Source organism: Rhodococcus koreensis (genome assembly GCF_017068375.1).
In the GTDB taxonomy this organism is placed as follows: Bacteria; Actinomycetota; Actinomycetes; order Mycobacteriales; family Mycobacteriaceae; genus Rhodococcus_F; species Rhodococcus_F koreensis.
Genome location: NZ_CP070609.1, coordinates 2,851,029 through 2,874,130, shown reverse-complemented (window position 1 = coordinate 2,874,130; position 23,102 = coordinate 2,851,029). Strand labels below are relative to the sequence as shown.

Here is a 23,102-nt window from a genome sequence, read left to right as displayed (position 1 = left end):
CCGTGAGTAGTTATTAACCACGGGCGGTTAACAAGTACTCACGGGCGAAGCATGACGGCGACGCGGGAGAGCCGGGGCTCGTCGATCGAACCCTCCACGCAGCGTGCGAATATCCACAGGCGTAGCCGCTCGCAGTCGAGGTCGAGCAGGCCGGCCATCCGGTTCGAGAATCCGACGGGGTCGGCGGCGAGGCGGTCGACATGGTCGAGCATGTGCTGCAGCACGTCGTACGTCGGATCCCCGACATGCGGTTTGGGATCGATCATCAGCCACGGCTCACGCGCGGCGGACAGCACGTTGTCGGGGTGAAGGTCCGTGCACAGCAGCCGCGACTGCGTTGCCGTCCGCGGTAGTTCGCGGAACAGTTCCATGCCGGTTCGCGCGAGGCCCGGATCCAGGCGTGGTGCGCGGGCGAGTTTCTCCTCGAACTCGTCGGCCCACACGTCGCACATGCCGGCAAGCGGGCGGAACGGGTTGTCGGCGGCTGGTTCGATCCACAGCCTGCGCAGCAACCCGGCAATCACGACGTCCTGTGCCTCGGGCGGCCGGACGTCGGACAGCGGGGTGCCGGGTTCGCAGGATTCGAGGAGCAAGGCCGTGGTGTGGTCGAGCACGCGGTAGTCGAGCAGTCGGACGGCGCCGCCACCGTTCCATGCCGCGAGTCCGTCCGCCTCGTGCAGTGCCTCGTCGTGTCGCCAGCCGATCTTCAGCACCACGCGTTCGCCGGCGATTGTGCGTGCGGGCGCCGTCCAGGACGTCACGCCGCCGGGTTGGAACGGGCGACCGACGTCCAGTGACCACTCCCGACTCACCGTTTCGACGACGGCAGGGAGGTCGGCCAGCCACGTTCGGCGCGGCGCGTCGGGGGAGTCGAACTCGGCCATCTCTCGCACGAGGTTCGTCGGCAGTTCCAGATCTGGCACACCCGCATTGTGCCTCGCGAACTGTTCTGCAATCGCGCACCGGCGCAAACTAGAACCTGTTACATTCGCGGGAGGGGTACTACTTCTGAAACTCGGAGAGAGAACTCATGAGCTACCGCGTCGTCGAATGGTCCACCGGTACGGTCGGGCGTCACGCCATCGCAGGCATCGACGCCCGCGACGACCTCGAACTGGTCGGCGTGTGGGTGTCCAACCCCGAGAAGGTCGGGAAGGACGCCGGGGAACTGGCGGGCCTCGGAAGAGAACTCGGCGTCAAGGCGACCGAAGACAGGGCGGCACTTCTCGCACTGAAACCGGACTGCATCGTGCACACCGCGATGACGGACGACCGCATCTTCGACGCCATCGAGGACCTGATCGCGTTCCTCGAGGCGGGCATCAACGTCGTGTCTTCGGGACCCGTTCTGTTGCAGTACCCGATCGGGGTGGTGCCGGACGAACTCGTCGACCGCATCCGCCGCGCCGGCGAACAGGGAGGCGCGAGCCTCCACGTGAACGGTATCGACCCCGGGTTCGCGAACGACGTTCTCCCGCTGGCCATGACCAGCCTGTCGCAGCGGATCGACGAGGTGCGGTGCTCCGAGATCGCCGATTACTCCACCTACTACCAGCCGGTGGTGATGAGCGAGATCTTCGGCTTCGGCAAACCCGTCGAGGAGACGCCGATGCTGTTCCAGCCGGGCGTGCTGTCGCTGGCGTGGGGGAGCGTCGTCCGCCAGATCGCCGCGGGACTGGGCCTCACACTCGACGAACCGCTGGTGGAGAAATTCGAACGCATCCCCGCCGACGACGACCTCGACATTCTGTCGTGCCACATCGCGAAGGGAACTGCGGCGGCGGTGCGGTTCGAAGTCGTCGGCACGGTCGACGGGGTGCCGCGCGTGGTCCTCGAGCACGTCACCCGCACCCACCCCGAACAGAAACCCGACTGGCCGAAGCCCACTCGCGGCGACGGGTGCTACCGCATCGACATCACGGGCGAGCCCGTGATGTCCGTCGAGTTCAACCACCACGGCGAGCACGGCGACCACAACGTGTCGGGGATGATCGTCACCGCGATGCGGCTGGTGAATTCGGTGCCCGCAGTGGTCGAGGCGAAGCCCGGGCTGGTGACCGCACTCGACCTGCCCCTCGTCACCGGTCGCGCTTCGCACCCGTGAGTACTTGTTAACCGCCCGTGGTTAACAAGTACTCACAGGCCGAAGGCACTGAGGGCAGTTCGGAGACCGTCCGGGCGCTCGGCGATGGAAACGGGTTCGACGAGTGCGAACGCGCAGCCCACCTTTCGCGCGGCACCGTCGGCTTCCTCGCTGTCGCCGATCATCAGAGTCCGTTCGGGTGCGGAACCGAGTGCGGCGAGGGCGTGCTCGAAGATCTTCGGGTCCGGTTTGATCGCACCCACCTCGAACGACAGCACGAACTCGTCGACGAGATGCTCGACTCCCAGATCTGCGAACGCGGGCCGGATGTCGAATGCGATGTTGCTCAGCACCGCGATCTTGATTCCGCGGTCCTTCAGTGACGCAAGGACTTCCGCGGTATCGGGGTATGCGCTCCAGCATCCCGGGTCGATCAGCCGTTCGTACAGCCCGACCGCCTGGACCTCGTGCGCGACCCCGGACTTGCGCAGAACGTCGAGGTACGCCTGCCGGTGGAACCGAGGGTCGAGGTCCCGGTTGGTCCACGCGTGGTGCTCGGCGGCGTCCATCTCGACGGTCTGACCGACCGGCGCCGTCATGCGCCGCATCAACTCGGCCTGCTGGTGGAGGTCGAACGGTTCACCTTCGTGGTCGGTGAGGTCGGCCATCCAGCTGTCGTCCTCCTCCAGCCGGAACAGCGTGCCGGAGAAGTCGAAGATCACTGCGTCGAGTTCGGTGAGATCGGAAGCCACGTGTTCAGGCTAACGCGCGGTGCACGCGACTTCAGGGTGAAGCCGGACGGGGTCAGTCGACTTCGAGTTCACCCATCAGCGACCACTCGGTGCCGTCGATCGTGGTGTTGATGATCCGCGGCGTCTGTGCGAGGGCGGGCTTCAGTTCGCGCAGCGCGTTCCGGAAATGCTCGCTCTGCACGTGGGCGACGGCGGCGTCGTCGTCGCGGAACGCTTCGACGAGGACGTACAGGTTCGGATCCTCCACCGCGCGACCAGTAGAACCACAGGTTGCCCGGTTCGTTCCGGGTCGCGTCGGTGAACGGCTGCACCAGGTCGAGCCAGCCGTCGGCGTGGTCCGGTTTCACGGTGAAGTTGACGACGATGAAGATCACGGCTGCCTCACTTCTCGAGTTTCCGTATTCCGGGTCGAATCCTACGCGCGCGATTGCGTCGAATCCGCGACCGCGCGGCGAAGCCGGGTGAGGATGCGCGTGAAGCTGTCGGGGTCGTCCAGGGCACGCGCCAGGACCAGCGCGCCCTGGATCCCCGCGACGACCTCCTCGGCAAGTGGCCGCGACTGCCTGCCGTGGCCGGCGTCGGAGAGGGCACCCGCGAGCGAATCGACCCAGTCGGTGAAGTAGGCGCGGACCCGGTCGGCGAAGCGGTCGCGTTCGAGGCCGAGCGCGAACGCGCCGAACAGGCAGATTCGGCGACCCGACCGGAAGTACGTCTCGACCTCGTCGAACATCCGATCGAGACGGGCGGCGGCGGGCTCGGACCCACGCAGCGGCCGGTAGACGGCGGCCTGGAACCAAGCGTCGACCTCGTCGAGGACGGCCTCGGCCATCTCGTCCTTTCCGCGGGGGAAGAAGTTGTACAGGCTGCCTTTGCCGAGTCCGGTGTGTTCGGTGATGACGGCCAGACTCGCGCCGTCGAACCCATGGGATCGGAACACCTCCGCCAGCACGGGGACGACGTCGCCGCGCTCGGCTACTGCTCGTGGCATGACTACTCCTCGTGTGCCGGTCAGAGGCCGAGATCGCTCAGCCCGGGATGATCCGACGGTCGCACGCCGGACATGTCCCAGAAGAACTTGCGGTCGGATTCGTCGATCGGCACGTCGTTGATGCTGGCGTGGCGCCACCGCATCAGCCCGTTGTCGTCGAACTGCCAGTTCTCGTTGCCGTACGCGCGGAACCACTGCCCGTCGGTGTCGTGGAACTCGTACGCGAACCGGACCGCGATCCGATTCCCGTCGTGCGCCCACAGCTCCTTGATCAGACGGTATTCCAGCTCGCGGTCCCATTTCCCGGCGAGGAAGTCGACGATCTCGCGGCGTCCCTGCAGAAAGGTGGACCGATTGCGCCACCAACTGTCCTCGGTGTAAGCCTGCGCGACCTTCTCGGGATCGCGGGAATTCCAGCCGTCCTCGGCGGCGCGAACCTTCGCGATCGCGGTGTCGAGTGTGAACGGTGGGACGGGTGGGCGAATTGACATGGGGTGCGCTCCTTCGAGGAGGTCCTGTACCTTTCGGTACATACTGTACCGATAGGTACAAGCGCTGTCCAGGGTCGTGACGGGCACGCTTCACGGCAGATGCCCCCGCCGGCTTGGCGAGGGCATCGGCCGAGCGTGAAACCTAGTGCTTCTCGGCGAGTTCCGCGCCGATACCGGTTTCGGCACGCACCAGCATTTCGGCGAACTTCTCGTCCCGGTCCGCCGACCGTCCGTGACGGCGTTCGGCGGCGAGCGAGCCGATCACGGCCGTGGCCAGCCCGAGCGGCATTGTGATGATCACCGGCAACTGAATGGTCAGCGGTGCCGGTCCACTACCCAGCCAGAGCGCCTCCGTGAACATCAGGCTGACCACGGTGGAGGTCAATCCCACCGAGATGCCCCACACTGCGCCCGTGCTGTTGAACCGGCGCCAGCCCAGGCTGAGCAGCAGGCTCGGCAGGTGCGCACTGCCCGCGACCATGAAGGCCATTCCCATGAAGTAGGTGATGTTCGTGGTGTCGCCGATTGCCATCGTCAGTCCGATTGCGAGGACGCTGAACGCGACCGCCGCGTACCGGGCGACCTTCGCCTCGCGAGCATCCGCCGTCTCCGTGCCGGCGTCGGAGGACTTCCGGCGGGTGAGGGTGGGCCACACGTCGTGGGCGAACGTTCCCGCCGCCGAGATCACCACGCCCGCGACGACGGCGACGATGCTCGCGAATGCCACGGCCGCCACCATGGCCAGTGCGATGGAACCGCCGATGGTGCCGACGCCGCCGCCGAGTTCCGTGACCAGTGTGGGTGCGGCGAGGTTGCCGCCTGCGCCGACGCGATCCGCCCCGTCGGGACCGAGGAGTGCTGCGGTGCCGAAGCCCATCACGATGACGATCAGGTAGAAGACGCTACACAGCGCGACGGTCCAGCCGAGCGACTTCCGCGCCGTCGCGGCCTCGGGGACGGTGAAGAAGCGAATGAGGATGTGCGCCATGCCGGCCGTGCCGAGCGCGAACGCCAGCGAGTACGAGATCAGATTGATCGCACCGGTCTGCCCGAAGATCAGGCCCGGCGAGAGGATCGCGTCACCGGCGGCGGCGTTCGACGTGGCCGCCCCGAGCATGCCGGGGACGCTGAAACCGAACTTCGCCAGGATTCCCAGGCACACCACGATCGCCAGGATCGACAGGATGGACGATTTGATCACCTGAACCCACGTGGTCGCGAGCATGCCGCCGACGAAGACATAGATGCCCATGAGCGAACCGGCCACCACGACGGACAGGCCGAACGGAATCCCCGAGACTGATTCGAGTAGGACGCCCGCCGCCACGAGTTGGGCGAGCAGCACGAACGTGCCGGTGACGATGGTACTGAGCGCGACCACCACCCGGACCCGTCGTGCACCGGTCCGGAACACCAGAACGTCGGCGAGAGTGAACTTTCCGACGTTGCGCATCTTCTCGGCGAGGAGGAAGAGGACGGGGAGGAACGAGACCACCGACGTGCAGAGAATGACGGCACCGTCGACGCCCTTGTAGAAGATCAATCCCGTGGTCCCGAGGAAACTGCCCGCGGAGATGAACTCACCGGCGATCGCGAAACCGTTCTGCCACCCGGTGATCGAGCGGCCCGCGGCGAAGAATCCGGTGGCGCTGCGGCTTCGGCGCGACGCGGCGAACGTCACCCACAGGGTGAGGGAGATGACGGCGGCACAGATGCCGATGGCGAGGAAATCGGCGTCGCCGGTCATGACGCATGCTCCTGATCACGTTGTGCGATGGCCAGGACGGCGGCATCGGCGGCGGGTTGGATGTAGGTGCGGGAGAGTCGGAAGTACGCGTACACCAGCACCCAGGTGCCGGCGAACTGGGAGAACACCACCCACAGCGACAGCGGAATGCCGAATGCCGTGTTGTGGCCCAGGAACTCGGGGAAGTAGGCGAACCCGACGAGGAAGCCCGCGAACATCGCGATGGCGATCAGGCCGAGTGCGGTGGTGACGGCACGCCGCCGACGCCGCAGTTCGACGAACTCCGGCAGCGCGAGGATCGGCGACCATGCTCTCGACGCGGTAGTGGGCGACTCGGTGGTCATGCGTTCACCGCCGCGCGCCGTGCCGAATCCAGGGCGAACCGGTTCTCGTCCCAGCCCTCGGCCAGCGGCCCGAAGTAGTGGAAACGAACCTGCTTGACGCGATACAACCAGCGACCGTCGACTCTCACCGCTTCGTCCGTGTAGCGGCCGGCGGCAATCGAGGGGGTGCCGTCGGTCACGCACGGCTGCCACAGGAACGAGCGGACGGTGGCGCGGTCGCCGTCGAGATCGACCTCCAGGTTGGTGATGAAGTGCCAGAACGCGGTGAGCCCACCGGGGGCGAGTCCGGCGAAGAACTCCCGCATCTCGCTCTTGCCCTTCGGGTTGGACAGCCCGTCGAATTCGCCGTCGTCGGTGAACAGGTCCATCAGGGCGTCCCAGTTGCCGTCGTCGAGATGGCGGCAGTACTGCGCATCGAGGTATCGGATGGCCTCCAGGTCTTCCAGACGGCCAATTCGTTCTTCGAGGGTGCTCAAGGCGGCATACCTCCACGGTGCGATGTGCGGAATGTGCGAAGCAGTCATTAACGACCGTTCATGTGATGGGGACCATAATCGACGTTGTGTCGCGGGTCAAGGCCGAGCGTCGTTCACGCGATTCCCTCCCACTGAGGGTTGCTGAACTGCGATTTCCGGCCGGATCGTTGCTCGTTCACCGCGATGCCTCTACCCTCCGGGGGATGAACACTCGGTCAAGCAGTGCGGTGATTCCTCACGTCAGGCAGCGGATTCTGGACGCAGCGCTGGAGGAGTTCTACACCGCCGGCTTCCACGCCGCGACCATGCGCACCATCGCCAAACGCGCCGGGTGCAGCGCCGCCAACGTCTACAACCACTTCGACAACAAGGACGAACTTCTCGTCGAGATCCTGCGCGCGGCCAGCGACGAGCAGTTCACCGCCACCCGGAACGCCCTGCGCAAGGCGGGTGCCGCGCCCGCTGAGCAGTGGACGGCCGCGGTGGTCGCGCATTCGCTGTACACCGCACGCAACCAGCGTGCGTGCCTGGTGGCCAACACCGAACTGCGATATCTCGACGAGGTGGATCGCAAACGGGTGGTGGGCTCGCGCGACGCCCAGGAGCATCTGTTCGTCACCATCGCCGAGGCGGGGGTAGCGGGCGGTGACTTCGACGTCCCGCACGTCCACCAGGCAGTGACCGCCGTACTGACCATGTGTGCAGGCATCGCGCTCTGGTACCGGCCGGACGGCCCCCTGTCCGCGCAGGCGGTAGCGGATTCGTACGGCGTCTACGCGCTCAACCTGGTGGGGTACCGCCCCGCCTGAATCGGGCGGGTTCGGCATTGACGGTGCGCTCCCGGGCGTGCTCTACTGGGTGAACAAGCGTTAATGTGATCCGAGTGCGGAACCGCGAGTTCCCCGTTTCACGCGCCCCGTAGTTCGAGTGGAGGAGTATCCATGACGCATCGGCCGTCGCAGCCGCGGACAGATTCACCGCGGTATCTCACCGAGGACCGCCTGGCGATCCGGGACCTGGCTCGCGAGTTCGCGATGACGCAGGTGCTGCCGGTCGCGAACGAGTTGGATCCGGTGCAGGGCACGATCCCGGACACGTTGAAGAAGGCGATGGCCGAGGTCGGGTTCTTCGGGATCATGATCCCGGAGGAGCACGGCGGTCTCGGCCTCGGTGTGTTCGAGTACTGCCTGGTCGCGGAGGAGTTGTCGCGGGCGTGGATGAGCGTGTCCGGGCTGCTGGCCCGCGGCAACGGGATGGGCGGCGGCTTCACCGCGGAGCAGGAGGCGGCGCTGCTGCCGAAGGTGGCCCGCGGTGAGTACCTCGGCGCGTACGCCCTGTCCGAGGCCGAGGCCGGATCCGATGTCGCGAACATCTCCTGCCGCGCGACCCGCGACGGCGACGACTGGGTGATCAGTGGCACGAAGATGTGGTGCACCTACGCCGACGAGGCCGACTACCTGGTGCTGTTCGCGCGCACCGACCCGACCAAGGATCCCGCGAAACCGCACCGCGGGATCAGCGCGTTCCTGATCGACAAGCAGCGCGGAGGCTTCCCCGAAGGGATCAGCGGGACGAAGATCCGCAAGATCGGGTATTTCGGGTGGAGCACGTGGGAGTTGTCGTTCGACGGCTTCCGGGTGCCCGCGTCCGCGATGCTCGGCGAGGAGGGCAAGGGTTTCTACCTGGCGGTCTCCGGTCTCGAGGTCGGGCGGGCGCACACCGCGGCCCGGGCGATCGGTCTGGCTCGGGGTGCGTTGGAGGATTCGATCGCGTACCTGCACACCCGCCGTCAGTTCGGGCACGAGTTGGCCGACTTCCAGCATCTGCGGTTCAAGATCGCGACGATGGCCGCCGACATCGAGGCCGCGCGGCAGTTGATGTATGCGGTGGCCACCGATATCGACACCGGCCGTCGGTGCTCGCTGGAGGCGTCGATGTGCAAGCTGGTGGCCACGGAGATGGCCGAGCGGGTGACCAGTGAGGCCGTGCAGATTCACGGCGGTGCCGGGTACACCACCGACTTCCAGGTGGAGCGGCACTGGCGCGATGCCCGGTTGACGAAGATCTTCGAGGGCACCAGCGAGATCCAGATGCGGATCATCTCCGACGAACTCCTGGGAAGGGCTGCCGAATGAGCACACTCACCACAAGCATCGCCGTCGGCGATCGCGCTGTGAGCGACGCCCGGCGAGTCTCCGAACTCGCACTGGCCTTGCCGGAAGCATCGTTGACGGGAATCGCCGTGGCGGGGCTGCTCGCCCCACGACCGGCGGTCGCAGCCACACGTACCGGGCTGCAATGGAATTCGCAGTCTGCGGTGACGGATGACGACGTCGTCCGCGTCGAATCCGTCGTCACCCGGGTCGAACAGTCGGCGGACGGAGCGGTTCTCGACCGCCACGTGCGGCTCGTCGACGACGGCGGGTCGGTCCGCGAGCAGGGTATCGAGACGTGGCGCCTGCCCGACCCCGCCGGAGTTCGATACGACCCGGCGGTGGACTTCTGCACCCCCGCCTGGGGAGAGGTTCTCCGCGAATCGCTCTCCGCCGATCCTGCCTTCGCGTCCTCGCTGGCGACGTGGGACGGCACGGTGGGCCTGCGCTGCACCGACGCCTCGGGCGGGTCCCGCGAGGTGCACCTGCGGATCTACCGCGGCCGGATCATCGACGTCGCGCGCCGCGTCCCGGGTGGGGCCACGTTCACGCTCGTCATCCCGGCCGTGACGTGGGTCGACCTGGTGGTCGCCGAACACAACGACTTCATGCGCCGCGCGATCAGCGGTGAATTCTCCTCCAGCGGCGACGGGTACGAGTACCTGCGACTCACCAAGCCGCTCGACATCGTCATCGCCCATGCCCGCGCCGCCGCACGTGAGTGGCAAAGCGTGTCGGGGCACACTTTGCCACTCACGTGCGGAAGGGAGGCCCAGTCGTGATCGAGGCCCGGTACCTGGAAATCGACGGCGCGCTCGGCTTCGTCGAAATCGTCACCCCCGACAATCGTCGGGACATCGAAACGCCCACCGTCCTGTGCCTGCACACCGCGGGGCAGAGCGGAGTCCAGTGGCGCCACGCCGCGTCCGCACTGGCAGACCGCGGCTACCGGGTGATCGTCCCCGACCTTCCGGGCCACGGGCGTTCCGAGCCCGCGGTCGACGGCCCGATCACCAGCATCGTGGTGTTCGCGGACTGGCTCGGGAAGGTCCTCGACGCCCTCGCCGTCGAGCGGCCGTTCGTGATGGGATGTTCCATCGGGGGCAAGCTGACACTCGAACTCGCGACCCGCCCGTCGCGGCCGCTGGCCGGGGCGATCGCGATGGAGGCGGAGGCCGGTCCCGGCCGCGTCAGCGTCGGCGGTCTGCGTCGCGAACTCGAGGACGTCGCCGGACCCAGCCGCGCTGACCGCACGTACCTGGGCACCCTGGCGTCCATCGGGCGGTCCGTGCCCGAACCGCAGGCCCGCCTGATCGCCACGATGCACAAGCGCGAGGACCCGGAGATCTCGTCCTCGGACCTCATCGCCTGGGGAACGCACGACGTGCGGGACCGTCTCGCCGACATCACCTGCCCCATCAGGCTCGTCGCCGGAGCGCAGGACCCGTGGATCCAGGCCGGACTCGTCGAGCAGGCCGCAGCGAGAATCGAGGCTGCCCGGCCGGGATCTGCGACGTTCACCCTGCTCGACGACATCGGCCACTACCCGATGGAGGAGATCGACGATTTCGCGTCGGTGGCGGACGGCTGGCTGACGGAACTGCGCACCACGGCGGTGCTCTCGTGACGGCGCACGACACGGCCACGCGCCGTGACACTCTCGCCGCGTTGCTCGACGCACTCGTGACGGCCGACCCGACGGCCCCCGCCACGATCGACGTCGTCGACGGCGAACCGATCGTCTCGGGCCGCGCCGACCTCCGCGACCGCGTCGAGGCTCTGAAATCGGAACTCTCGAGGGTAGGTGTGCGCCGCGGCCAGTGTGTGGCTGTGCTGCTGCCGAACTGGTCCGATGCCATCGTCTGGCAGCTCGCCTCGTCGGCCGTCGGCGCACACGTCATCGGCGTCAACACCCGCTACAACACGCACGAGATCGCGCACATCCTCACCTCCGCGCGACCCGCGGTGGTGGCCGTGGCGGACCACTTCCACGGCCTCGACTTGTTCGGGCGACTCGGCGAGGCGCAGCAGTCCGTCGATCTCCCGGCACCGGCGGTCGCGGTGGTGCGCGGCCCGGCGGCCGGGGGCGAGGCTCCCGATCCGGCGCGGTTCGACCTCGGCGGCGGCGCCTGGACCGCGGGCAGCGCGGACACCGGTGGTGTTCGGGTGCCGGAGACACCCGACATGGCCACCACGACCGCCGCGGGCGAGCGGGCGGATCCCGGCGACCCGCTCGCGGTCGCGTTCACCACGTCCGGCTCCACCGGCGTTCCGAAACTCGCGGCCCATCGGGAATCCGCGGTGGTCCGGCACGCCCGCGCCGACGCCGTCGTCCTCGACGTCGAGCCCGGCGACGTCACGCTCTGCGTGCTGCCGGTGTCGGGAGTGTTCGGATTCAGCACGGCCCTGGCGACTCTCGCCGGCGGCGGCGCGCTGCTGATGGAGCCCGTCTTCGAGGCCGCGGCCACGCTGGGCCGCATGCAGTCGCTGAAGGTGACACACGTGGTCGGCGGCGACGACCTCTTCACCCGTCTCCTCGACACGTGGCACGGGGGTGACCGCGCCGACCTTTCTTCGTTGAAGCGGCTCGGGATCGCCGACTTCCTCGGCCGTTCACACGAGGTGGCCGCATGGGTGCGGGACGAATTCGACGCCGTCACCACGGGCGTCTTCGGGTCCTCCGAGGTGTTCGCCCTGATGCTGCTGTGGGATGTCACCGATCCGGAAGCCGTGCGCTGGAACGGCGGCGGGCGTCCGGTGGAACCCGCCATCGAGATCCGGATCGCCGACCCACTGGACGATTCCGTTCTCCCCGACGGCGAGCAAGGCGAGCTTCAGGTGCGCGGACCGAACGTCGTCGACGCGTACCTCGGCAATCCGGAGGCGGCCGCGCGAGCATTCACGTCGGACGGCTGGTTCCGCAGCGGCGACCTCGCCGTCGCGACCGGAGACGGCGGCTATACATACGTATGCCGGATGGGGGATGTGCTCCGGCTGCGCGGATTCCTGGTGGATCCCGCCGAGATCGAGCACCGGATCGCCGAACACGACGGCGTCCACCTCACGAAGGTCGTCGGAGTCACCGGCACCGGCGGATACACCGAAGCCGTCGCGTTCGTCGTCCCGGCCGAGAACGCCGACGTCGACGCCGCCGAACTCAAGTCGTGGTGCGCAGAGTCGTTGGCGGCGTTCAAGGTTCCGGCCGCCGTGCACATGATCGAGGAAATGCCGACCACCGTGGGCGGTAACGGGGCCAAGATCCGAGCGGTCGAACTGCGCGAATGGGCGCAGCGCTGGACCGATCACGAAAGGGATTTCCGCAGTGCCTGAAAATTCGAACGCCCAGGCGACCGATGTCGTCGTCTGTGAGCCCCTCCGCACCCCCGTCGGCAGATACGGCGGCCAGTTCACGGACGTTCCCGCCGCCGACCTCGGCGCCCGTGTGGTGTCCGAACTGCTCGACCGCACCGGCGTGGATCCGGGCAGCATCGACGACGTGATCTTCGGTCAGTGCTACCCGAACGGCGAGGCACCTGCCATCGGCCGCGTCGTGGCCCTCGATGCGGGCCTGCCGGTGACGGTTCCCGGTCAGCAACTCGACCGCCGCTGCGGATCGGGTCTGCAGGCCGTGCTCGACGCGGCGATGCGGGTACAGACGGGGGTCGCCGAACTGGTGATCGCCGGTGGCGTGGAGTCGATGAGCCGCGCCGAGTACTACACCGAGTCGATGCGCTGGGGAGCCAAGGGCGCCCCGGCAGCGCTCCACGACCGGCTCGCCCGCGGACGTGTCACCGCCGGCGGCCGCAACTACCCGGTGCCCGGCGGCATGCTGGAGACGGCGGAGAACCTGCGCCGCAGGTACGGCATCAGCCGCCGGGAACAGGACGAACTCGCGGTCAGCTCCCACCAGCGGGCGGTCGCCGCCATCGACTCGGGAAAGTTCGCCGAGGAGATCGTGCCGGTGGAAGTCCCGGTCCGCAAGGGTGATCCGCGGCTCGTCGACCGGGACGAGCATCCCCGCGCCGACACGACGCTCGAGTCACTCGCGCGTCTACGGCCAATCATGGGCGCCACCGACCCCGACGCGACCGTCACTGCAGGCAACGCCAGCGGACAGAACGACGGTGCGGCAGCATGTCTCGTCACCACCCGGGCGCAGGCGGAGCGTCTCGGTCTCCGGCCGCTCGCCCGCCTGGTCACCTGGGCGGTGGCGGGTGTGGAGCCGTCCGAGATGGGCATCGGACCGGTGCCGTCCACCGAACGGGCCCTGAAGCGCGCCGGGCTGACGCTCGCCGACATCGACCTCATCGAACTGAACGAGGCCTTTGCAGCGCAGGCGCTGGCCGTCACCCGTGAATGGAATTTCGGTGCGCAGGATTTCGACCGCACCAACGTCAACGGTTCGGGAATCTCGCTCGGGCATCCCGTCGGCGCTACGGGAGTGCGGATCCTCACCACGCTTCTGCGCGAGATGGACCGTCGTGGAGTCCGTTACGGTCTCGAGACGATGTGTATCGGCGGCGGCCAGGGGCTGACCGCGATCTTCGAGAGGATCTGACCCCTCAGCTGTCGAGACCCCGAATCCAGTCGGTGAGCGCCCGCACAACCTGTGCGGGCGCTTCCGGCATCAGCGCATGGCTCGCGTTCGGGACGACGCTCACGGTGACCAATTCGCCGAACCGGTCCCGCAATTCGTTCGCCGTCTCGCGCGGCCGGAACGGGTCGAGAGCGGACTGCAGGTCGAGAATCGGCTGGTGCGCGACCGCCCACCATTCGTCCTTGGGTGTGGCGGCCGACGCTGCGAGCTGCCCCTTCGACACCTCCGGATACCAGCCGCTGAGCCATTCCGTCGGGTCGTTGCCCGGCGCGAAGAATCCGGTCTGCAGGTAGCCGATCCGCTCCGCGTCGGGCAGTGAGGGATCGGCGCACTTCACCGCCAGCGCGGTCAGTGCGGCCGGGTAGTTGCGGGCGCCCGCCGCCGCGACGACGACGCCGCGCACCAGGTCGGGCCGGTCGGCGGCGAGCATTCGTGCGACGTAGTGCCCGTAGGCGTGACCGACGACGACGGCCGCGCCGTTGTCCTGTGTCTCGATCACCGCTCCGACGTCGGCGGCCAGGTCGTGCAGCGTGATGTCCTCCAGCGGACCGGTGCTTCGGCCGATGCCGCGCGGTTGCGGACGGGAGACCCGGAACCCGTTGCGCGCGAGCCCACTCGCGACGTCGTCGTAGTCGTACGACTCGCGGCCGAGCGAGGGCAGCAGGATCACCGAGGGGCCGATGCCCTCGACGACGACCTCGATCACGGCCGACGCGGTGTGCACGAATTCCGTCGTCCGCGCTTCGGATGTGTTCGCCATGTTGATTCCTCCACAAACGTCGAGACCCCGGGCGACGCGATCTCTCGCGTCGCCCGGGGGAATGGGCCGTGGCTCAATCCGCGGCGGGATCGAGCGCGAAGTCGTAGGTGACGACCTTACGCCCGGTGTCGTCGAGCTGCGGATCGAGGAGGAGCTCGGGTTTCGTCGCGCCGGCGACGTCGTCATCGATCCAGTCGCCACCCGCGAAATACAGCTGCGTGATGATCGGCTGCTTGCCCGGGGACGTCACCCGCAGGTGCAGGTGCGCCGGACGCCACGGGTGCCAGCCGGCGGAGTTGATGAATTGCCCGGTGGGGCCGTCGGTCGGGATCTGGTACGGCGCAGGCTCGATGGTGGTGATCTCGTACCGACCCTCCGCGTCGGTGACGATGGTTCCGCGCAGGTTCCATTTGGGCAGGTGGGGAGCGAACTGCGAGTAATAGCCCTCGTCGTCGGCATGCCACAGCTCGATAATGGCGCCGCCGAGCCCCGTGCCGTCCAGGTCGGTGACCTGGCCCCGGAGAACGAGCGCGGTGTGAGCCCGATCCTCGTCGCGCATCGGAAGGGCGCACCGCGCGGGGAGTTCGGGCGCACCGGGCACGTAGTACGGTCCCTCGATGCTCCCCTTGGTGCCCTGGAAGTTCCGGGAGTTCACCTCCTCGATCTCGTGCTCGACGAACACGTCGAGGAGTAGCGGCCATTCGCCACCCTCGCCGACGTCGATAAGCCACTGCTTGAGGACGCGGTACTCCGGGTAGGTGACGGCGTGCTTTCGGATCAGCGCGCCGAACCCGGCGAGCGCCTCGGTGGCGATGGCGGACAGGCGTTCCGGCGAAGTGTCGGCGGTGAATCTGGCGCCCTTGAACTTGTCGGTGGCGGCGTTGCCGGAGCCGACCGCGGTGGGGCTTTCGATGGTGGTCATGGATTCTCCTGGTCTCGAGGGGCTAGCTGCGGCCGAAGTAGGAGACGTCGTCGTTGCCGATGAGGTCGGGCACGGTCCAGCCGTCGAGGTCGTACTCGGCAAGGCATTGCTCGGCCAGACCCTTCATCGAACTGACCGTTCCCCGGTTCTCCGCGAACATCAGCAGTTCCGCCTTCACACCCTCGTGGTTGCCGGCGTAGTTGCGCTCGTACAGCTCGTGGCGGCCACCGAACTCGCTGCCCACCGAATCCCACAGGGCCTTCATGATCTTCACCCGCTCGACGGCGGGCATGCCCTCGGAGCCGCGGACGTACTTGTCCAGGTACGGCCGGACCTCGGGGCTCTTGAAGTCCGCCGACGACGACGGCAGGTAGATCAGGCCCGACGCGACGTCCTGCTCGATGATCTCCTTGATCCGCGGGTACCCCTGCTGCATGAACATCCGGTACGTGAGGCCGTATTCGAGCTTGGGGATGACGGTGTCTCCCACCCACGGCTCGGGGTCGCGGATCATCGATTCGGTGAGTGACCAGAACAGGTTTCGCCAGCCGATCACCTCACCGACGCGGGTCTGCACGCCGCGGAACCCGCCCGCTCCGGTGGCGTCGAGGGCCTTCATCAGAAGACCGGCGATGAAATCGAGCTTCACGGCCAGCCGCGTGCACCCCTGCAGGGTGAAGCGCGGCAGGAACCCCGACTGCGGGAAGAAGGCATTGATCTTGTCCACATCGCCGTACATGAAGACGTTCTCCCACGGCACCAGCACCTTGTCGAAGACGAAGATGGTGTCGTTCTCGTCCATCCGCGACGACAGCGGGTAGTCGAACGGGCTGCCCATCACCGCGGCCTGCTGGGTGTAGGACGTGCGGCAGATCAGCTTCACCCCCGGGGCGTCCATCGGGACGGTGCAGATCAGGGCGAATTGCTTCTTCTTGATCGGCAGCCCGTAGTGCGCGATGAAGTTGTAGTTGGTGATCGCCGAACCGGTGGCCACCACCTTGGCGCCGGAGACGATCAGGCCGGCGTCGGTTTCCTTTTCCACCTTCATGAACACGTCGCCGACCTCGTCCGGGGGAAGCTGCCGGTCCACCGGGGGGTTGATGATCGCGTGGTTCCAGTACAGGACCTTCTCCTGCGATTCCTTGTACCAGCGTTCGGCGTTGGCCTGGAACGGCGAATACAGCTCCTTGTTCGCATGCAGGGTGCCGAGGAACGACGCCTTGTAGTCGGGGCTGCGGCCCATCCAGCCGTACGTCATCCGTGCCCAGGTGGCGATCGCGTCGCGGTCCTTCAGCAGGTCGTCCGACGTCTTGGACGCCCGGAAGAAGGGCATCGTCACCCCACCGTTGCCGGTGTCGGTGGGGGTCGTCAGGGTCTCGACGTGCTCGCCGGTGTGCATCGCGTCGTACAGGCGGGCGGTCATCCGGATCGGGTTGCGGAACGCCGGATGCGTCGTGACATCCTTGACACGCTCGCCGTGCAGGTAGATCTCCCGGTCGTCGCGCAGCGACTCGATGTACTCGTCACCCGTCATCGGGCGCGACGCGAAGTTCGCGGTGCGGTTCGCCTCACAGTCCGCAGCGACATTGACCTTGCTACGGTCGACGGCGTTCTCGGGGGCAGCTTCGGTGGTGGTCATGGTGTTTTCCTTTCGTCAGGATTACGAGGCAGCCTGGGCGAGCTGCAAGTGGAGGGGCGTGAAGGACGCGGCGGCGTCGAACCATCCGCTGTGGGGGTCGTCGAGGCAGCCGTTCCACGCCGTGGTGCCGGACGCGGCGCCGAGATCGTGGAAGGTACTGCGGTAGAACAGCAGTGGGTCCTTGGCCGAGTCGACAGAGGCGTCGACGATCTCCCCGATGAAGATGATGTGATCGCCGCCATCGTAGGAGGCCCAGGGTGCGCAGGTCAGCGTCGCCGCGTTGCCGGACAGTGCGGGAGCGATGCCGGAGTCGTCCCACACCGGTTCCGTCCGTTGTGGTTTGCCTGCGAAATGCATGGCGGTATCGAGCTGATCGGCGGCCAGAATGTTCACCGCGAACGGCGCGTCACCCAGGTAGCTGCACGCCTTCGATTTCCGGGTCAACGTCACCTGGCACAGCCGAGGTTCGATCGAGATCGCAGTGAACGCGGTGACGGTGGCCCCGTGCGGCTCGCCGTCGGAGTTGGCGCACGTGATCACGGTGACGCCACTGGCGAACTGACCGAAAATGTTACGGAGAGTGCGCTGATCCATTTTTCGTGACCGCCTTTCTGCACGATTCGTGCGATCACCCCTGCGTTTGGGGGCACCTGCACAACGTATGACGGGCATCACAGTCCGTCGATCCGCATTGCGAACCGCCGATCCGGAACGCGAAACGGGATTGGCGGAGGTGCGGCGCAGGGCCTTGCAGTGACGTGAGTCACAGGCGATGCTAGGGTCGGGAGTTGCTCGAACGCCGCCGAAGCGCGAGGTGAGAGGTCTGGACGTACGTATGCGAGGACAGCTGGAGGGCCCCGGTTTCACCGACTGGGACGAGGTTCACGAGGTGGTTGCGGACGCGTACTTCCCCCACGAACTGCGTCCGCTGTCGCGTGATAACGCCGCGCGGTCGTCGTTGGAATCGTCCGACGTGGGGGCGTCGCGGCTTGCCCGGATCGGATTCGGGGCAGCCGTGGCCATCGAGTCCGACCATCCCGGCGCGTACGGCATCAACATCCCCCTGACCGGTCACATCGTGTCCGTCACCGGCGGCATGGAAGTGACGTCGACGCCGGGACTGGCGACAATCTGTCCGCCCGACACCCGGACCGTGATCACCAACTGGAGCAGTTCCTGCGAGATCATCGGCTTCAAGGTGGACCGGGGCTACCTGCAGAGGGAGATGGACCGCGTGCTCGCCAGGCCGGGTCAGGTGTTGCCGCGGCAACTCGACCTGCGCGCGGGCGCCGGAGCGGAGTGGCTCAGACTCGTCCGTTCCATCGCCGACCAGGCATTGCACGACAGCGTCCTCCTGCGCAGTGAGATGGTGTCGCAGCAATTGTGTGGTGCCCTGACCACCGCTCTCGTGCTCACCGCGATGCCGGACGACGACACCGGCTCGTCGGGAATCCGCCCCCGCATCGTCAAGCGGGTCATCGACGCGATCCATGAGGATCCGGCACGCCCCTGGACGGCGGGCGAGATGGCCGAACTCGTCGGCGTGAGCGTCCGGCGCATGCAGCAGGGGTTCCGCGAATACGTGGGCATGACGCCGATGGAGTTCCTCGTCGACGTGCGCCTCGAACGTGTGCACGCCGATCTGACCGGAAGCGCTTCCTGTGCAACCGTTTCCGAAGCCGCCACCCGCTGGGGGATCATGCACACCGGCAGATTCGCCGCCGCCTACCGCCGCAAGTACGGTGTGACGCCGTCCGAGTCGCTGCGGGACCGCGGCCTCTGAAACTTGTCGGACCCTCGCGATAGTATTCGCACATGAGTTCGACTGGGGGGTCGGTGGGGAGCCGGGTGGCGGAGCATCTGTCGATGCTCGCTGCCGCGGTGGACGGGTTGCTCGATGCAGGCTTGACCGAGCTGTCGGACGGCGAGGTGGTCGAGGTGATGCGCGGGGTGGAGCAGTCCCTTCGCCGCACGGAGGCGGTCTCCCACCGATTGGTGGTGGAGACCGTGGAGCGCTCCGTCCCGGCGAGTCTGGGGTATACCTCGCCGAAGAAGCTGCTGATCGAGGCGCTCCGGATCTCGGGCGCGGACGCGTCCGCCCGGGTCACCGCCGCCCGTGAGCTGGGGGTGTGGCACACCCTGGCGGGCGATCCGATGCCACCCGTCTTGCCGGAAACCGCTGCGGCACAGAGTGATGGCGACATCGGAGCGGATCATGTGCGGGCGATCGCGAAAGTGATGCGCAAGATTCCCCACGCCGTCGACAACGACGCGGTAGCCGACGCCGAGGCCGTCCTGGCCACCTTGGCGCGAAGCGCAACTCCTGAGGACGTGGAGCAGGCCGGGCACCGGCTGCTGGCGTACCTGAATCCGGACGGGAGTCTCGGCGACGACCGCGACCGGAAACGCCGGCGTGGCATTTCGATCGGTCGGCAGGACACCGAACTGATGTCGAGAATCTCCGGTGAACTCGATCCCGTCGCACGGGCGATGCTCGATCCGATCCTCGCCAAGTGGGCGCGGCCCGGAATGAACAACCCGGACGATCCCGACTCACCGGCCGGCGACGGCGAGAACCCGGCGATCGATCGTGACGTGCTGGCTGCCGCGGCCGCACGCGATACCCGCACCGCGGCGCAGCGCAATCACGACGCGTTCAGCGCGGTGTTCCGGACGCTGCTCGAGTCGGGGGTGCTCGGCCGGCACCAGGGCCTGCCGACGACGGTGATCGTCACCATGACCCTCGAGCAGTTGGAGAAGGCGACCGGCGGGCTGGCCACGACGGCTACCGGCGGCCTGCTCCCGATCGAGGACGCACTGGCCCTGGCAGAGAAAGCGCATCCGGTGCTCGCACTGTTCGATCGTGCGGGTCGTCCGTTGCACCTGGGTCGACGGCGTCGTCTGGCCGGTGCCGACCAGCGGCTCGCGCTGATCGCGGCAGACGGGGGCTGCACCCGGCCGGGGTGTTCGGCGCCGGCGAGTCTGTGTGCGGTGCACCATGTCACGGACTGGCACAAAGGCGGGCGCACCGACATCGAAGGTCTGGCCCTGGTCTGCGACGCATGCCATGCCCAGGTCAACGACGGACTGGCCGGCTGGGCGACGAGGTCCGCGCCCGCGCATTCCACTCACGCGGGCCGGACCGAATGGATCCCACCGCCGCACATCGACCCCACCCGAAGACCGCGCATCAACCACCGGCATCATCCTGGTGAGTTGATCGCGCATGCGCGGGGGAGCCGGTCAGCCCCTGTCACCCACAGTCCACCAACAGGTGCCGGGGACCCCGCAGTACCGGGTTGGGCCGGTAGGGCGGCGGATCCTCGACGAGCCGCGGATTCGGGAGGCGGCGGATGAGTTCGGCGAGCGCCATCTGCCCTTCGAGGCGGGCGAGGGGAGCGCCGAAGCAACTGTGGATGCCGCTGCCCAGACCCACGTGCTGGTTGTCCTCGCGGTCGGGGACGAACCGGTCGGCGTCGATGAAGCGTTCGGGATCGCGATTGGCCGACGCCAAGGCCAGGACGAGCGGCGACCCCTTCGGAACGGTGACGCCGTCGATCTCGATGTCGACGATCGGCGTTCGCTGGCCCAGCAGGTGCACGGGCGGTTCGAAGCGGAGCAATTCCTCCACGGCCTGCGGCATCAAGTCCGGTTCCGCGCGAAGCCGCTCGAGAACATCGGGATTGCGCAGCAGGGTCAGCATGCCGTTGGTGATGAGGTTGACGGTCGTTTCGTGCCCGGCGATGAACAGCAGGATGGAGTTGGTGACCAACTCGACGGTGTTCAACTGGCCGTCGGGCCCCGAATCGTTGGCCAGCCCCGACAGCATGTCGTCGCCGGGATTGCGGCGACGGTCCTCGATGAGACCGGCCATGAACATGGCCATTTCCATCTGGGCCTGCTGCGCCGCCTTCACCTGCTCGTTGTCGGCGCTGCTGCGCCGCGGGTCGATGGCCGCTACCAACGCGTCGGCCCAGGCGTGGAACCGGGGTTCCTCCTCGTGAGGCACGCCAAGCAGTCGGCAGATGACGGTGACGGGGAAGGGGTACGCGAAGTCGTCGACGATGTCGATGCGGCCCTTCCCGTCGAGCCCGTCGACGAGGCTCGTCACGAGTTCTGCGAGTTCGCCACGCATGGAGTCGATCCGGTCGGGGCTGTGCGGCGGACCGAACTGTCGCGTCGTCAATCGGCGCAACCGATCGTGCTCGGGCGGATCGAGTTTGAGGAAGGACTCCGGCCCGTCGCCGGCACGATCCGCCCCGGGAAGCCCCGGCCCCCGGTTGTGCAGGTCGGAGCTGATCCTCGGATCGTGCAGAAGCGCCATCACGTCGTCGTACCGGCCGACGAGGAAGGAACCGTTGTCCTGCGGCGCCACCCGCGTCTCACGAAGTTCCTCGTACAGCGGATACGGATTCGGCCGGTTCGCCTGGTCGGTGATCCGCTCGAACAACTGCGCACGCGACATGGACACTCTCCCTGTTACTTCGGTAGCGAGACGAACTCGACACGACGTTCGGTGGGCAGATGACCGGTCACCGCGACGGTCGGGCCGTGGCTGAGAACCGCCGGGTCCGGCAACTCCGACGGCCGCACCTCGAACGGCTCCGCCCGGTCCATGACGTCGAAGTCCGGTGGGAACTCCGCCGCCGACTCGATCAGCCCCCGATAGAAGTCGAGCCACTTCCCCTGATTGAACGCCACCGCCGCGGTGACGCGACCACGGAAGCCGTACGCCGCCACGAATCGCCGGTCGGTGACCGAACCCTGGGTGATCACCACCTGATCGGAGTAGGTGGGGATGCCGACGGACTTGATGTTGACGCCGAACTGGCTGGACCAGAACGCCGGAATCTCCAGGTGCGGTCGCCGGCGGAGGCCGTCGTGGATCATGTTGTGCGCTGCCACCTCGGCCTGGCCGATCGCGTTGCCCCAGTGCTCCAGTGCCAGCAACTGGTAGTCGTAGAGCGGATGCGGTTGCCGTGCAACGTCACCGGCGACGAACACGTTGTCGGTGACGATGCCGTTGATGTCGAATGCCCGGCAGCCGGCGTCGCACGTGACCCCGCGGGGCCCGGCGGCGAGACCGGATCCGAACAGCCAGTCGGTGTTGCGGATGCTGCCCTGCGCGACGATCGCCACGTCGACGTCGAGTGTGGTCCCGTCCGAGAGGTGCGCGCGGCACAGCCGTCCGTCGCTGTCGCCGTCGAGTCCGGTCACCGTGACCCCGGTGCGCAGGTCGACGCCGTGGTCGCGTTGCATGTCGGCGGCGACCGCCGCCACCACCCCGCCGAGCGCACCGACCAGCGGTGCCGGGCCGCGCTCGGTGACCGTCACGGACAGCCCGCGCTCCCGGCACACCGACGCGATCTCCGAACCTGTGAAGCCGGCGCCGATCACCAGGACGTGGCGCGGTCCGGCAGACAGCCGTTCGCTCAGACGTCGGGAGTCGTCGCAGGTGCGGACGGTGAGGACGCCGTCGAGTGCCGCCTCGGACGAGTTCGACCACGGCCGGGCGCGGACGCCGGTCGCGATCAGTACCTTGTCGAACTCGACGGTGTCGCCGTCGCTCAGCACCACCCGGTTGTTCTCCAGATCGAGGGTGGTGGCCCGCACGCCGAGCAGCCACTTCGCGTCGAGGTCGGAACGGTAGGGGAGCGCCGCGTGTTCGGGCGGCATGATCCCGAGGAGGACGGCCTTCGACAGCGGCGGCCGGTCGTACGGTTCGTAGGGTTCGTCGCCGATCAGGGTCAGCGAACCGTCGAAGCCCTGCCCCCGTAGCGCCTCTGCCGCGCGTACCCCGGCGAGCGAGGCGCCGACGATGACGATCCGCACGTCACTCCCCATCGTGGTGGGTGGGGATGTCCGTGGTGATGGCGTGCACCGGGCAGGCCGCGGCGGCCTGCGACACGTGCTCGCGTTCGCCGTCGGCGGGGCCCGCGTCGTAGAGGAGGGCCTCTTCTCCGTGCAGAGTGAAGACGTCGGGTGCGAGGAACACGCACTGCGCGTAACCCTGGCACCGATTGAGGTCGACGACGAGTTTCACGTCAATCATCCCGATTCTGAACAGTTCTGGTCACACGGGTCCACAGGGACTGCGCGGCGCATGGCCGTCCGATCGCGTCGGGCGGAGACCTCCACCCGGAAACCAGT

Annotated in this window: 23 protein-coding genes and 1 pseudogene; 9 read left to right on the top strand and 15 right to left on the bottom strand. The window is 67.5% G+C overall.

Features of this window, described 5'->3' with window-relative positions:
* Positions 1 to 38: 38 nt before the first annotated feature.
* Positions 39 to 923: an aminoglycoside phosphotransferase family protein gene (locus JWS14_RS13280; protein WP_206013459.1), complete on the bottom strand. Its 885-nt coding sequence runs from the start codon at positions 921 to 923 to the stop codon at positions 39 to 41.
* A gap of 107 nt (positions 924 to 1,030) precedes the next feature.
* Between JWS14_RS13280 and JWS14_RS13275 the strand changes: the two genes are divergently transcribed.
* Positions 1,031 to 2,104, top strand: a complete 1,074-nt coding sequence (locus JWS14_RS13275) for an NAD(P)H-dependent amine dehydrogenase family protein (protein WP_072948030.1) — start codon at positions 1,031 to 1,033, stop codon at positions 2,102 to 2,104.
* Between the two features lie 32 nt (positions 2,105 to 2,136).
* Here the strand turns inward: JWS14_RS13275 and JWS14_RS13270 are convergent, their stop codons facing one another.
* The 7 genes and pseudogenes from JWS14_RS13270 to JWS14_RS13240 all read right to left on the bottom strand — a co-directional run bounded on the left by JWS14_RS13270 (position 2,137) and on the right by JWS14_RS13240 (position 6,881).
* A complete protein-coding gene (locus JWS14_RS13270; RefSeq protein WP_072948032.1) occupies positions 2,137 to 2,835 on the bottom strand; it encodes an HAD family hydrolase in 699 nt (232 codons plus the stop codon).
* A gap of 52 nt (positions 2,836 to 2,887) precedes the next feature.
* Positions 2,888 to 3,209, bottom strand: a pseudogene (locus tag JWS14_RS13265) (putative quinol monooxygenase).
* Between the two features lie 41 nt (positions 3,210 to 3,250).
* The gene (locus tag JWS14_RS13260; protein ID WP_206013458.1) at positions 3,251 to 3,823 is read right to left on the bottom strand and encodes a TetR/AcrR family transcriptional regulator; all 573 of its coding nucleotides are present in this window, start codon (positions 3,821 to 3,823) and stop codon (positions 3,251 to 3,253) included.
* A gap of 20 nt (positions 3,824 to 3,843) precedes the next feature.
* Complete coding sequence (locus JWS14_RS13255) at positions 3,844 to 4,314, bottom strand: nuclear transport factor 2 family protein (RefSeq protein WP_206013457.1); 471 nt, start codon at positions 4,312 to 4,314, stop codon at positions 3,844 to 3,846.
* A gap of 142 nt (positions 4,315 to 4,456) precedes the next feature.
* The gene (locus JWS14_RS13250) at positions 4,457 to 6,061 is read right to left on the bottom strand and encodes a solute symporter family protein (RefSeq protein ID WP_095862288.1); all 1,605 of its coding nucleotides are present in this window, start codon (positions 6,059 to 6,061) and stop codon (positions 4,457 to 4,459) included.
* Positions 6,058 to 6,405, bottom strand: coding sequence for a DUF485 domain-containing protein (locus JWS14_RS13245; RefSeq protein WP_072948045.1), 348 nt, complete (start codon positions 6,403 to 6,405; stop codon positions 6,058 to 6,060). Before JWS14_RS13245 ends, JWS14_RS13250 begins: the two co-directional genes overlap by 4 nt.
* Positions 6,402 to 6,881 carry a nuclear transport factor 2 family protein gene (locus JWS14_RS13240; protein WP_206013456.1) on the bottom strand — a complete coding sequence of 160 codons (480 nt, stop codon included), beginning with the start codon at positions 6,879 to 6,881 and terminating at the stop codon, positions 6,402 to 6,404. Before JWS14_RS13240 ends, JWS14_RS13245 begins: the two co-directional genes overlap by 4 nt.
* Before the next feature lie 203 nt (positions 6,882 to 7,084).
* Here JWS14_RS13240 and JWS14_RS13235 point away from each other — a divergent pair, with 203 nt between their 5' ends.
* The 6 genes from JWS14_RS13235 to JWS14_RS13210 all read left to right on the top strand — a co-directional run bounded on the left by JWS14_RS13235 (position 7,085) and on the right by JWS14_RS13210 (position 13,592).
* Positions 7,085 to 7,690, top strand: a complete 606-nt coding sequence (locus JWS14_RS13235; RefSeq protein ID WP_072948050.1) for a TetR/AcrR family transcriptional regulator — start codon at positions 7,085 to 7,087, stop codon at positions 7,688 to 7,690.
* A 132-nt stretch (positions 7,691 to 7,822) separates the two neighbouring features.
* Entirely contained in the window at positions 7,823 to 9,016 is a 1,194-nt protein-coding gene (locus JWS14_RS13230; protein WP_206013455.1) for an acyl-CoA dehydrogenase family protein, read from the top strand.
* Positions 9,013 to 9,816 carry a hypothetical protein gene (locus tag JWS14_RS13225; protein ID WP_206013454.1) on the top strand — a complete coding sequence of 268 codons (804 nt, stop codon included), beginning with the start codon at positions 9,013 to 9,015 and terminating at the stop codon, positions 9,814 to 9,816. Before JWS14_RS13230 ends, JWS14_RS13225 begins: the two co-directional genes overlap by 4 nt.
* On the top strand, positions 9,813 to 10,661 hold the full coding sequence (locus JWS14_RS13220) for an alpha/beta fold hydrolase (protein ID WP_206013453.1): 849 nt from the start codon (positions 9,813 to 9,815) through the stop codon (positions 10,659 to 10,661). The genes JWS14_RS13225 and JWS14_RS13220 overlap by 4 nt, the downstream gene beginning before the upstream one ends.
* Complete coding sequence (locus JWS14_RS13215; RefSeq protein WP_206013452.1) at positions 10,658 to 12,364, top strand: AMP-binding protein; 1,707 nt, start codon at positions 10,658 to 10,660, stop codon at positions 12,362 to 12,364. Before JWS14_RS13220 ends, JWS14_RS13215 begins: the two co-directional genes overlap by 4 nt.
* Complete coding sequence (locus JWS14_RS13210; RefSeq protein WP_206013451.1) at positions 12,357 to 13,592, top strand: acetyl-CoA C-acetyltransferase; 1,236 nt, start codon at positions 12,357 to 12,359, stop codon at positions 13,590 to 13,592. Before JWS14_RS13215 ends, JWS14_RS13210 begins: the two co-directional genes overlap by 8 nt.
* A 4-nt stretch (positions 13,593 to 13,596) precedes the next feature.
* Here JWS14_RS13210 and JWS14_RS13205 read toward each other — a convergent pair whose 3' ends face one another.
* The 4 genes from JWS14_RS13205 to JWS14_RS13190 all read right to left on the bottom strand — a co-directional run bounded on the left by JWS14_RS13205 (position 13,597) and on the right by JWS14_RS13190 (position 17,546).
* Positions 13,597 to 14,391, bottom strand: coding sequence for an alpha/beta fold hydrolase (locus tag JWS14_RS13205; protein WP_206013450.1), 795 nt, complete (start codon positions 14,389 to 14,391; stop codon positions 13,597 to 13,599).
* A gap of 73 nt (positions 14,392 to 14,464) precedes the next feature.
* Positions 14,465 to 15,313 (bottom strand): catechol 1,2-dioxygenase, encoded by an 849-nt coding sequence (gene catA, locus JWS14_RS13200; RefSeq protein WP_072948068.1) that lies wholly within the window; start codon positions 15,311 to 15,313, stop codon positions 14,465 to 14,467.
* Between the two features lie 22 nt (positions 15,314 to 15,335).
* Positions 15,336 to 16,952 carry a 4-hydroxyphenylacetate 3-hydroxylase family protein gene (locus JWS14_RS13195; protein ID WP_206013449.1) on the bottom strand — a complete coding sequence of 539 codons (1,617 nt, stop codon included), beginning with the start codon at positions 16,950 to 16,952 and terminating at the stop codon, positions 15,336 to 15,338.
* Positions 16,953 to 16,973: 21 nt separating this feature from the next.
* On the bottom strand, positions 16,974 to 17,546 hold the full coding sequence (locus JWS14_RS13190) for a flavin reductase family protein (RefSeq protein WP_206013448.1): 573 nt from the start codon (positions 17,544 to 17,546) through the stop codon (positions 16,974 to 16,976).
* A gap of 241 nt (positions 17,547 to 17,787) precedes the next feature.
* Here JWS14_RS13190 and JWS14_RS13185 point away from each other — a divergent pair, with 241 nt between their 5' ends.
* Together JWS14_RS13185 and JWS14_RS13180 are read left to right on the top strand one after the other, a co-directional pair.
* On the top strand, positions 17,788 to 18,735 hold the full coding sequence (locus JWS14_RS13185) for an AraC family transcriptional regulator (protein ID WP_095862298.1): 948 nt from the start codon (positions 17,788 to 17,790) through the stop codon (positions 18,733 to 18,735).
* Positions 18,736 to 18,767: 32 nt separating this feature from the next.
* A complete protein-coding gene (locus JWS14_RS13180) occupies positions 18,768 to 20,309 on the top strand; it encodes an HNH endonuclease signature motif containing protein (protein WP_241031332.1) in 1,542 nt (513 codons plus the stop codon).
* On the opposite strand, the gene JWS14_RS13175 is transcribed toward JWS14_RS13180, so the two are convergent.
* The 3 genes from JWS14_RS13175 to JWS14_RS13165 are packed head-to-tail and all read right to left on the bottom strand — an operon-like array spanning position 20,206 to position 23,004.
* Positions 20,206 to 21,417, bottom strand: a complete 1,212-nt coding sequence (locus JWS14_RS13175; protein WP_206013447.1) for a cytochrome P450 — start codon at positions 21,415 to 21,417, stop codon at positions 20,206 to 20,208. The genes JWS14_RS13180 and JWS14_RS13175 overlap by 104 nt on opposite strands.
* A gap of 14 nt (positions 21,418 to 21,431) precedes the next feature.
* Positions 21,432 to 22,796, bottom strand: a complete 1,365-nt coding sequence (locus JWS14_RS13170; RefSeq protein ID WP_206013446.1) for an NAD(P)/FAD-dependent oxidoreductase — start codon at positions 22,794 to 22,796, stop codon at positions 21,432 to 21,434.
* On the bottom strand, positions 22,786 to 23,004 hold the full coding sequence (locus tag JWS14_RS13165; RefSeq protein WP_206013445.1) for a ferredoxin: 219 nt from the start codon (positions 23,002 to 23,004) through the stop codon (positions 22,786 to 22,788). Before JWS14_RS13165 ends, JWS14_RS13170 begins: the two co-directional genes overlap by 11 nt.
* Positions 23,005 to 23,102 lie beyond the last annotated feature (98 nt).

What these genes read in the sequence shown, in the direction of transcription:
- JWS14_RS13275 (WP_072948030.1), top strand. Translation starts at nt 1,031, where the DNA reads ATGAGCTACCGCGTCGTCGAATGGTCCACCGGTACGGTCGGGCGTCAC.
- JWS14_RS13180 (WP_241031332.1), top strand. Translation starts at nt 18,768, where the DNA reads ATGAGTTCGACTGGGGGGTCGGTGGGGAGCCGGGTGGCGGAGCATCTG.
- JWS14_RS13190 (WP_206013448.1), bottom strand. Translation starts at nt 17,546, where the DNA reads ATGGATCAGCGCACTCTCCGTAACATTTTCGGTCAGTTCGCCAGTGGC.
- JWS14_RS13260 (WP_206013458.1), bottom strand. Translation starts at nt 3,823, where the DNA reads ATGCCACGAGCAGTAGCCGAGCGCGGCGACGTCGTCCCCGTGCTGGCG.
- JWS14_RS13205 (WP_206013450.1), bottom strand. Translation starts at nt 14,391, where the DNA reads ATGGCGAACACATCCGAAGCGCGGACGACGGAATTCGTGCACACCGCG.
- JWS14_RS13170 (WP_206013446.1), bottom strand. Translation starts at nt 22,796, where the DNA reads ATGGGGAGTGACGTGCGGATCGTCATCGTCGGCGCCTCGCTCGCCGGG.
- catA (WP_072948068.1), bottom strand. Translation starts at nt 15,313, where the DNA reads ATGACCACCATCGAAAGCCCCACCGCGGTCGGCTCCGGCAACGCCGCC.
- JWS14_RS13235 (WP_072948050.1), top strand. Translation starts at nt 7,085, where the DNA reads ATGAACACTCGGTCAAGCAGTGCGGTGATTCCTCACGTCAGGCAGCGG.
- JWS14_RS13165 (WP_206013445.1), bottom strand. Translation starts at nt 23,004, where the DNA reads ATGATTGACGTGAAACTCGTCGTCGACCTCAATCGGTGCCAGGGTTAC.
- JWS14_RS13225 (WP_206013454.1), top strand. Translation starts at nt 9,013, where the DNA reads ATGAGCACACTCACCACAAGCATCGCCGTCGGCGATCGCGCTGTGAGC.
- JWS14_RS13185 (WP_095862298.1), top strand. Translation starts at nt 17,788, where the DNA reads ATGCGAGGACAGCTGGAGGGCCCCGGTTTCACCGACTGGGACGAGGTT.
- JWS14_RS13230 (WP_206013455.1), top strand. Translation starts at nt 7,823, where the DNA reads ATGACGCATCGGCCGTCGCAGCCGCGGACAGATTCACCGCGGTATCTC.
- JWS14_RS13175 (WP_206013447.1), bottom strand. Translation starts at nt 21,417, where the DNA reads ATGTCGCGTGCGCAGTTGTTCGAGCGGATCACCGACCAGGCGAACCGG.
- JWS14_RS13195 (WP_206013449.1), bottom strand. Translation starts at nt 16,952, where the DNA reads ATGACCACCACCGAAGCTGCCCCCGAGAACGCCGTCGACCGTAGCAAG.
- JWS14_RS13245 (WP_072948045.1), bottom strand. Translation starts at nt 6,405, where the DNA reads ATGACCACCGAGTCGCCCACTACCGCGTCGAGAGCATGGTCGCCGATC.
- JWS14_RS13250 (WP_095862288.1), bottom strand. Translation starts at nt 6,061, where the DNA reads ATGACCGGCGACGCCGATTTCCTCGCCATCGGCATCTGTGCCGCCGTC.
- JWS14_RS13255 (WP_206013457.1), bottom strand. Translation starts at nt 4,314, where the DNA reads ATGTCAATTCGCCCACCCGTCCCACCGTTCACACTCGACACCGCGATC.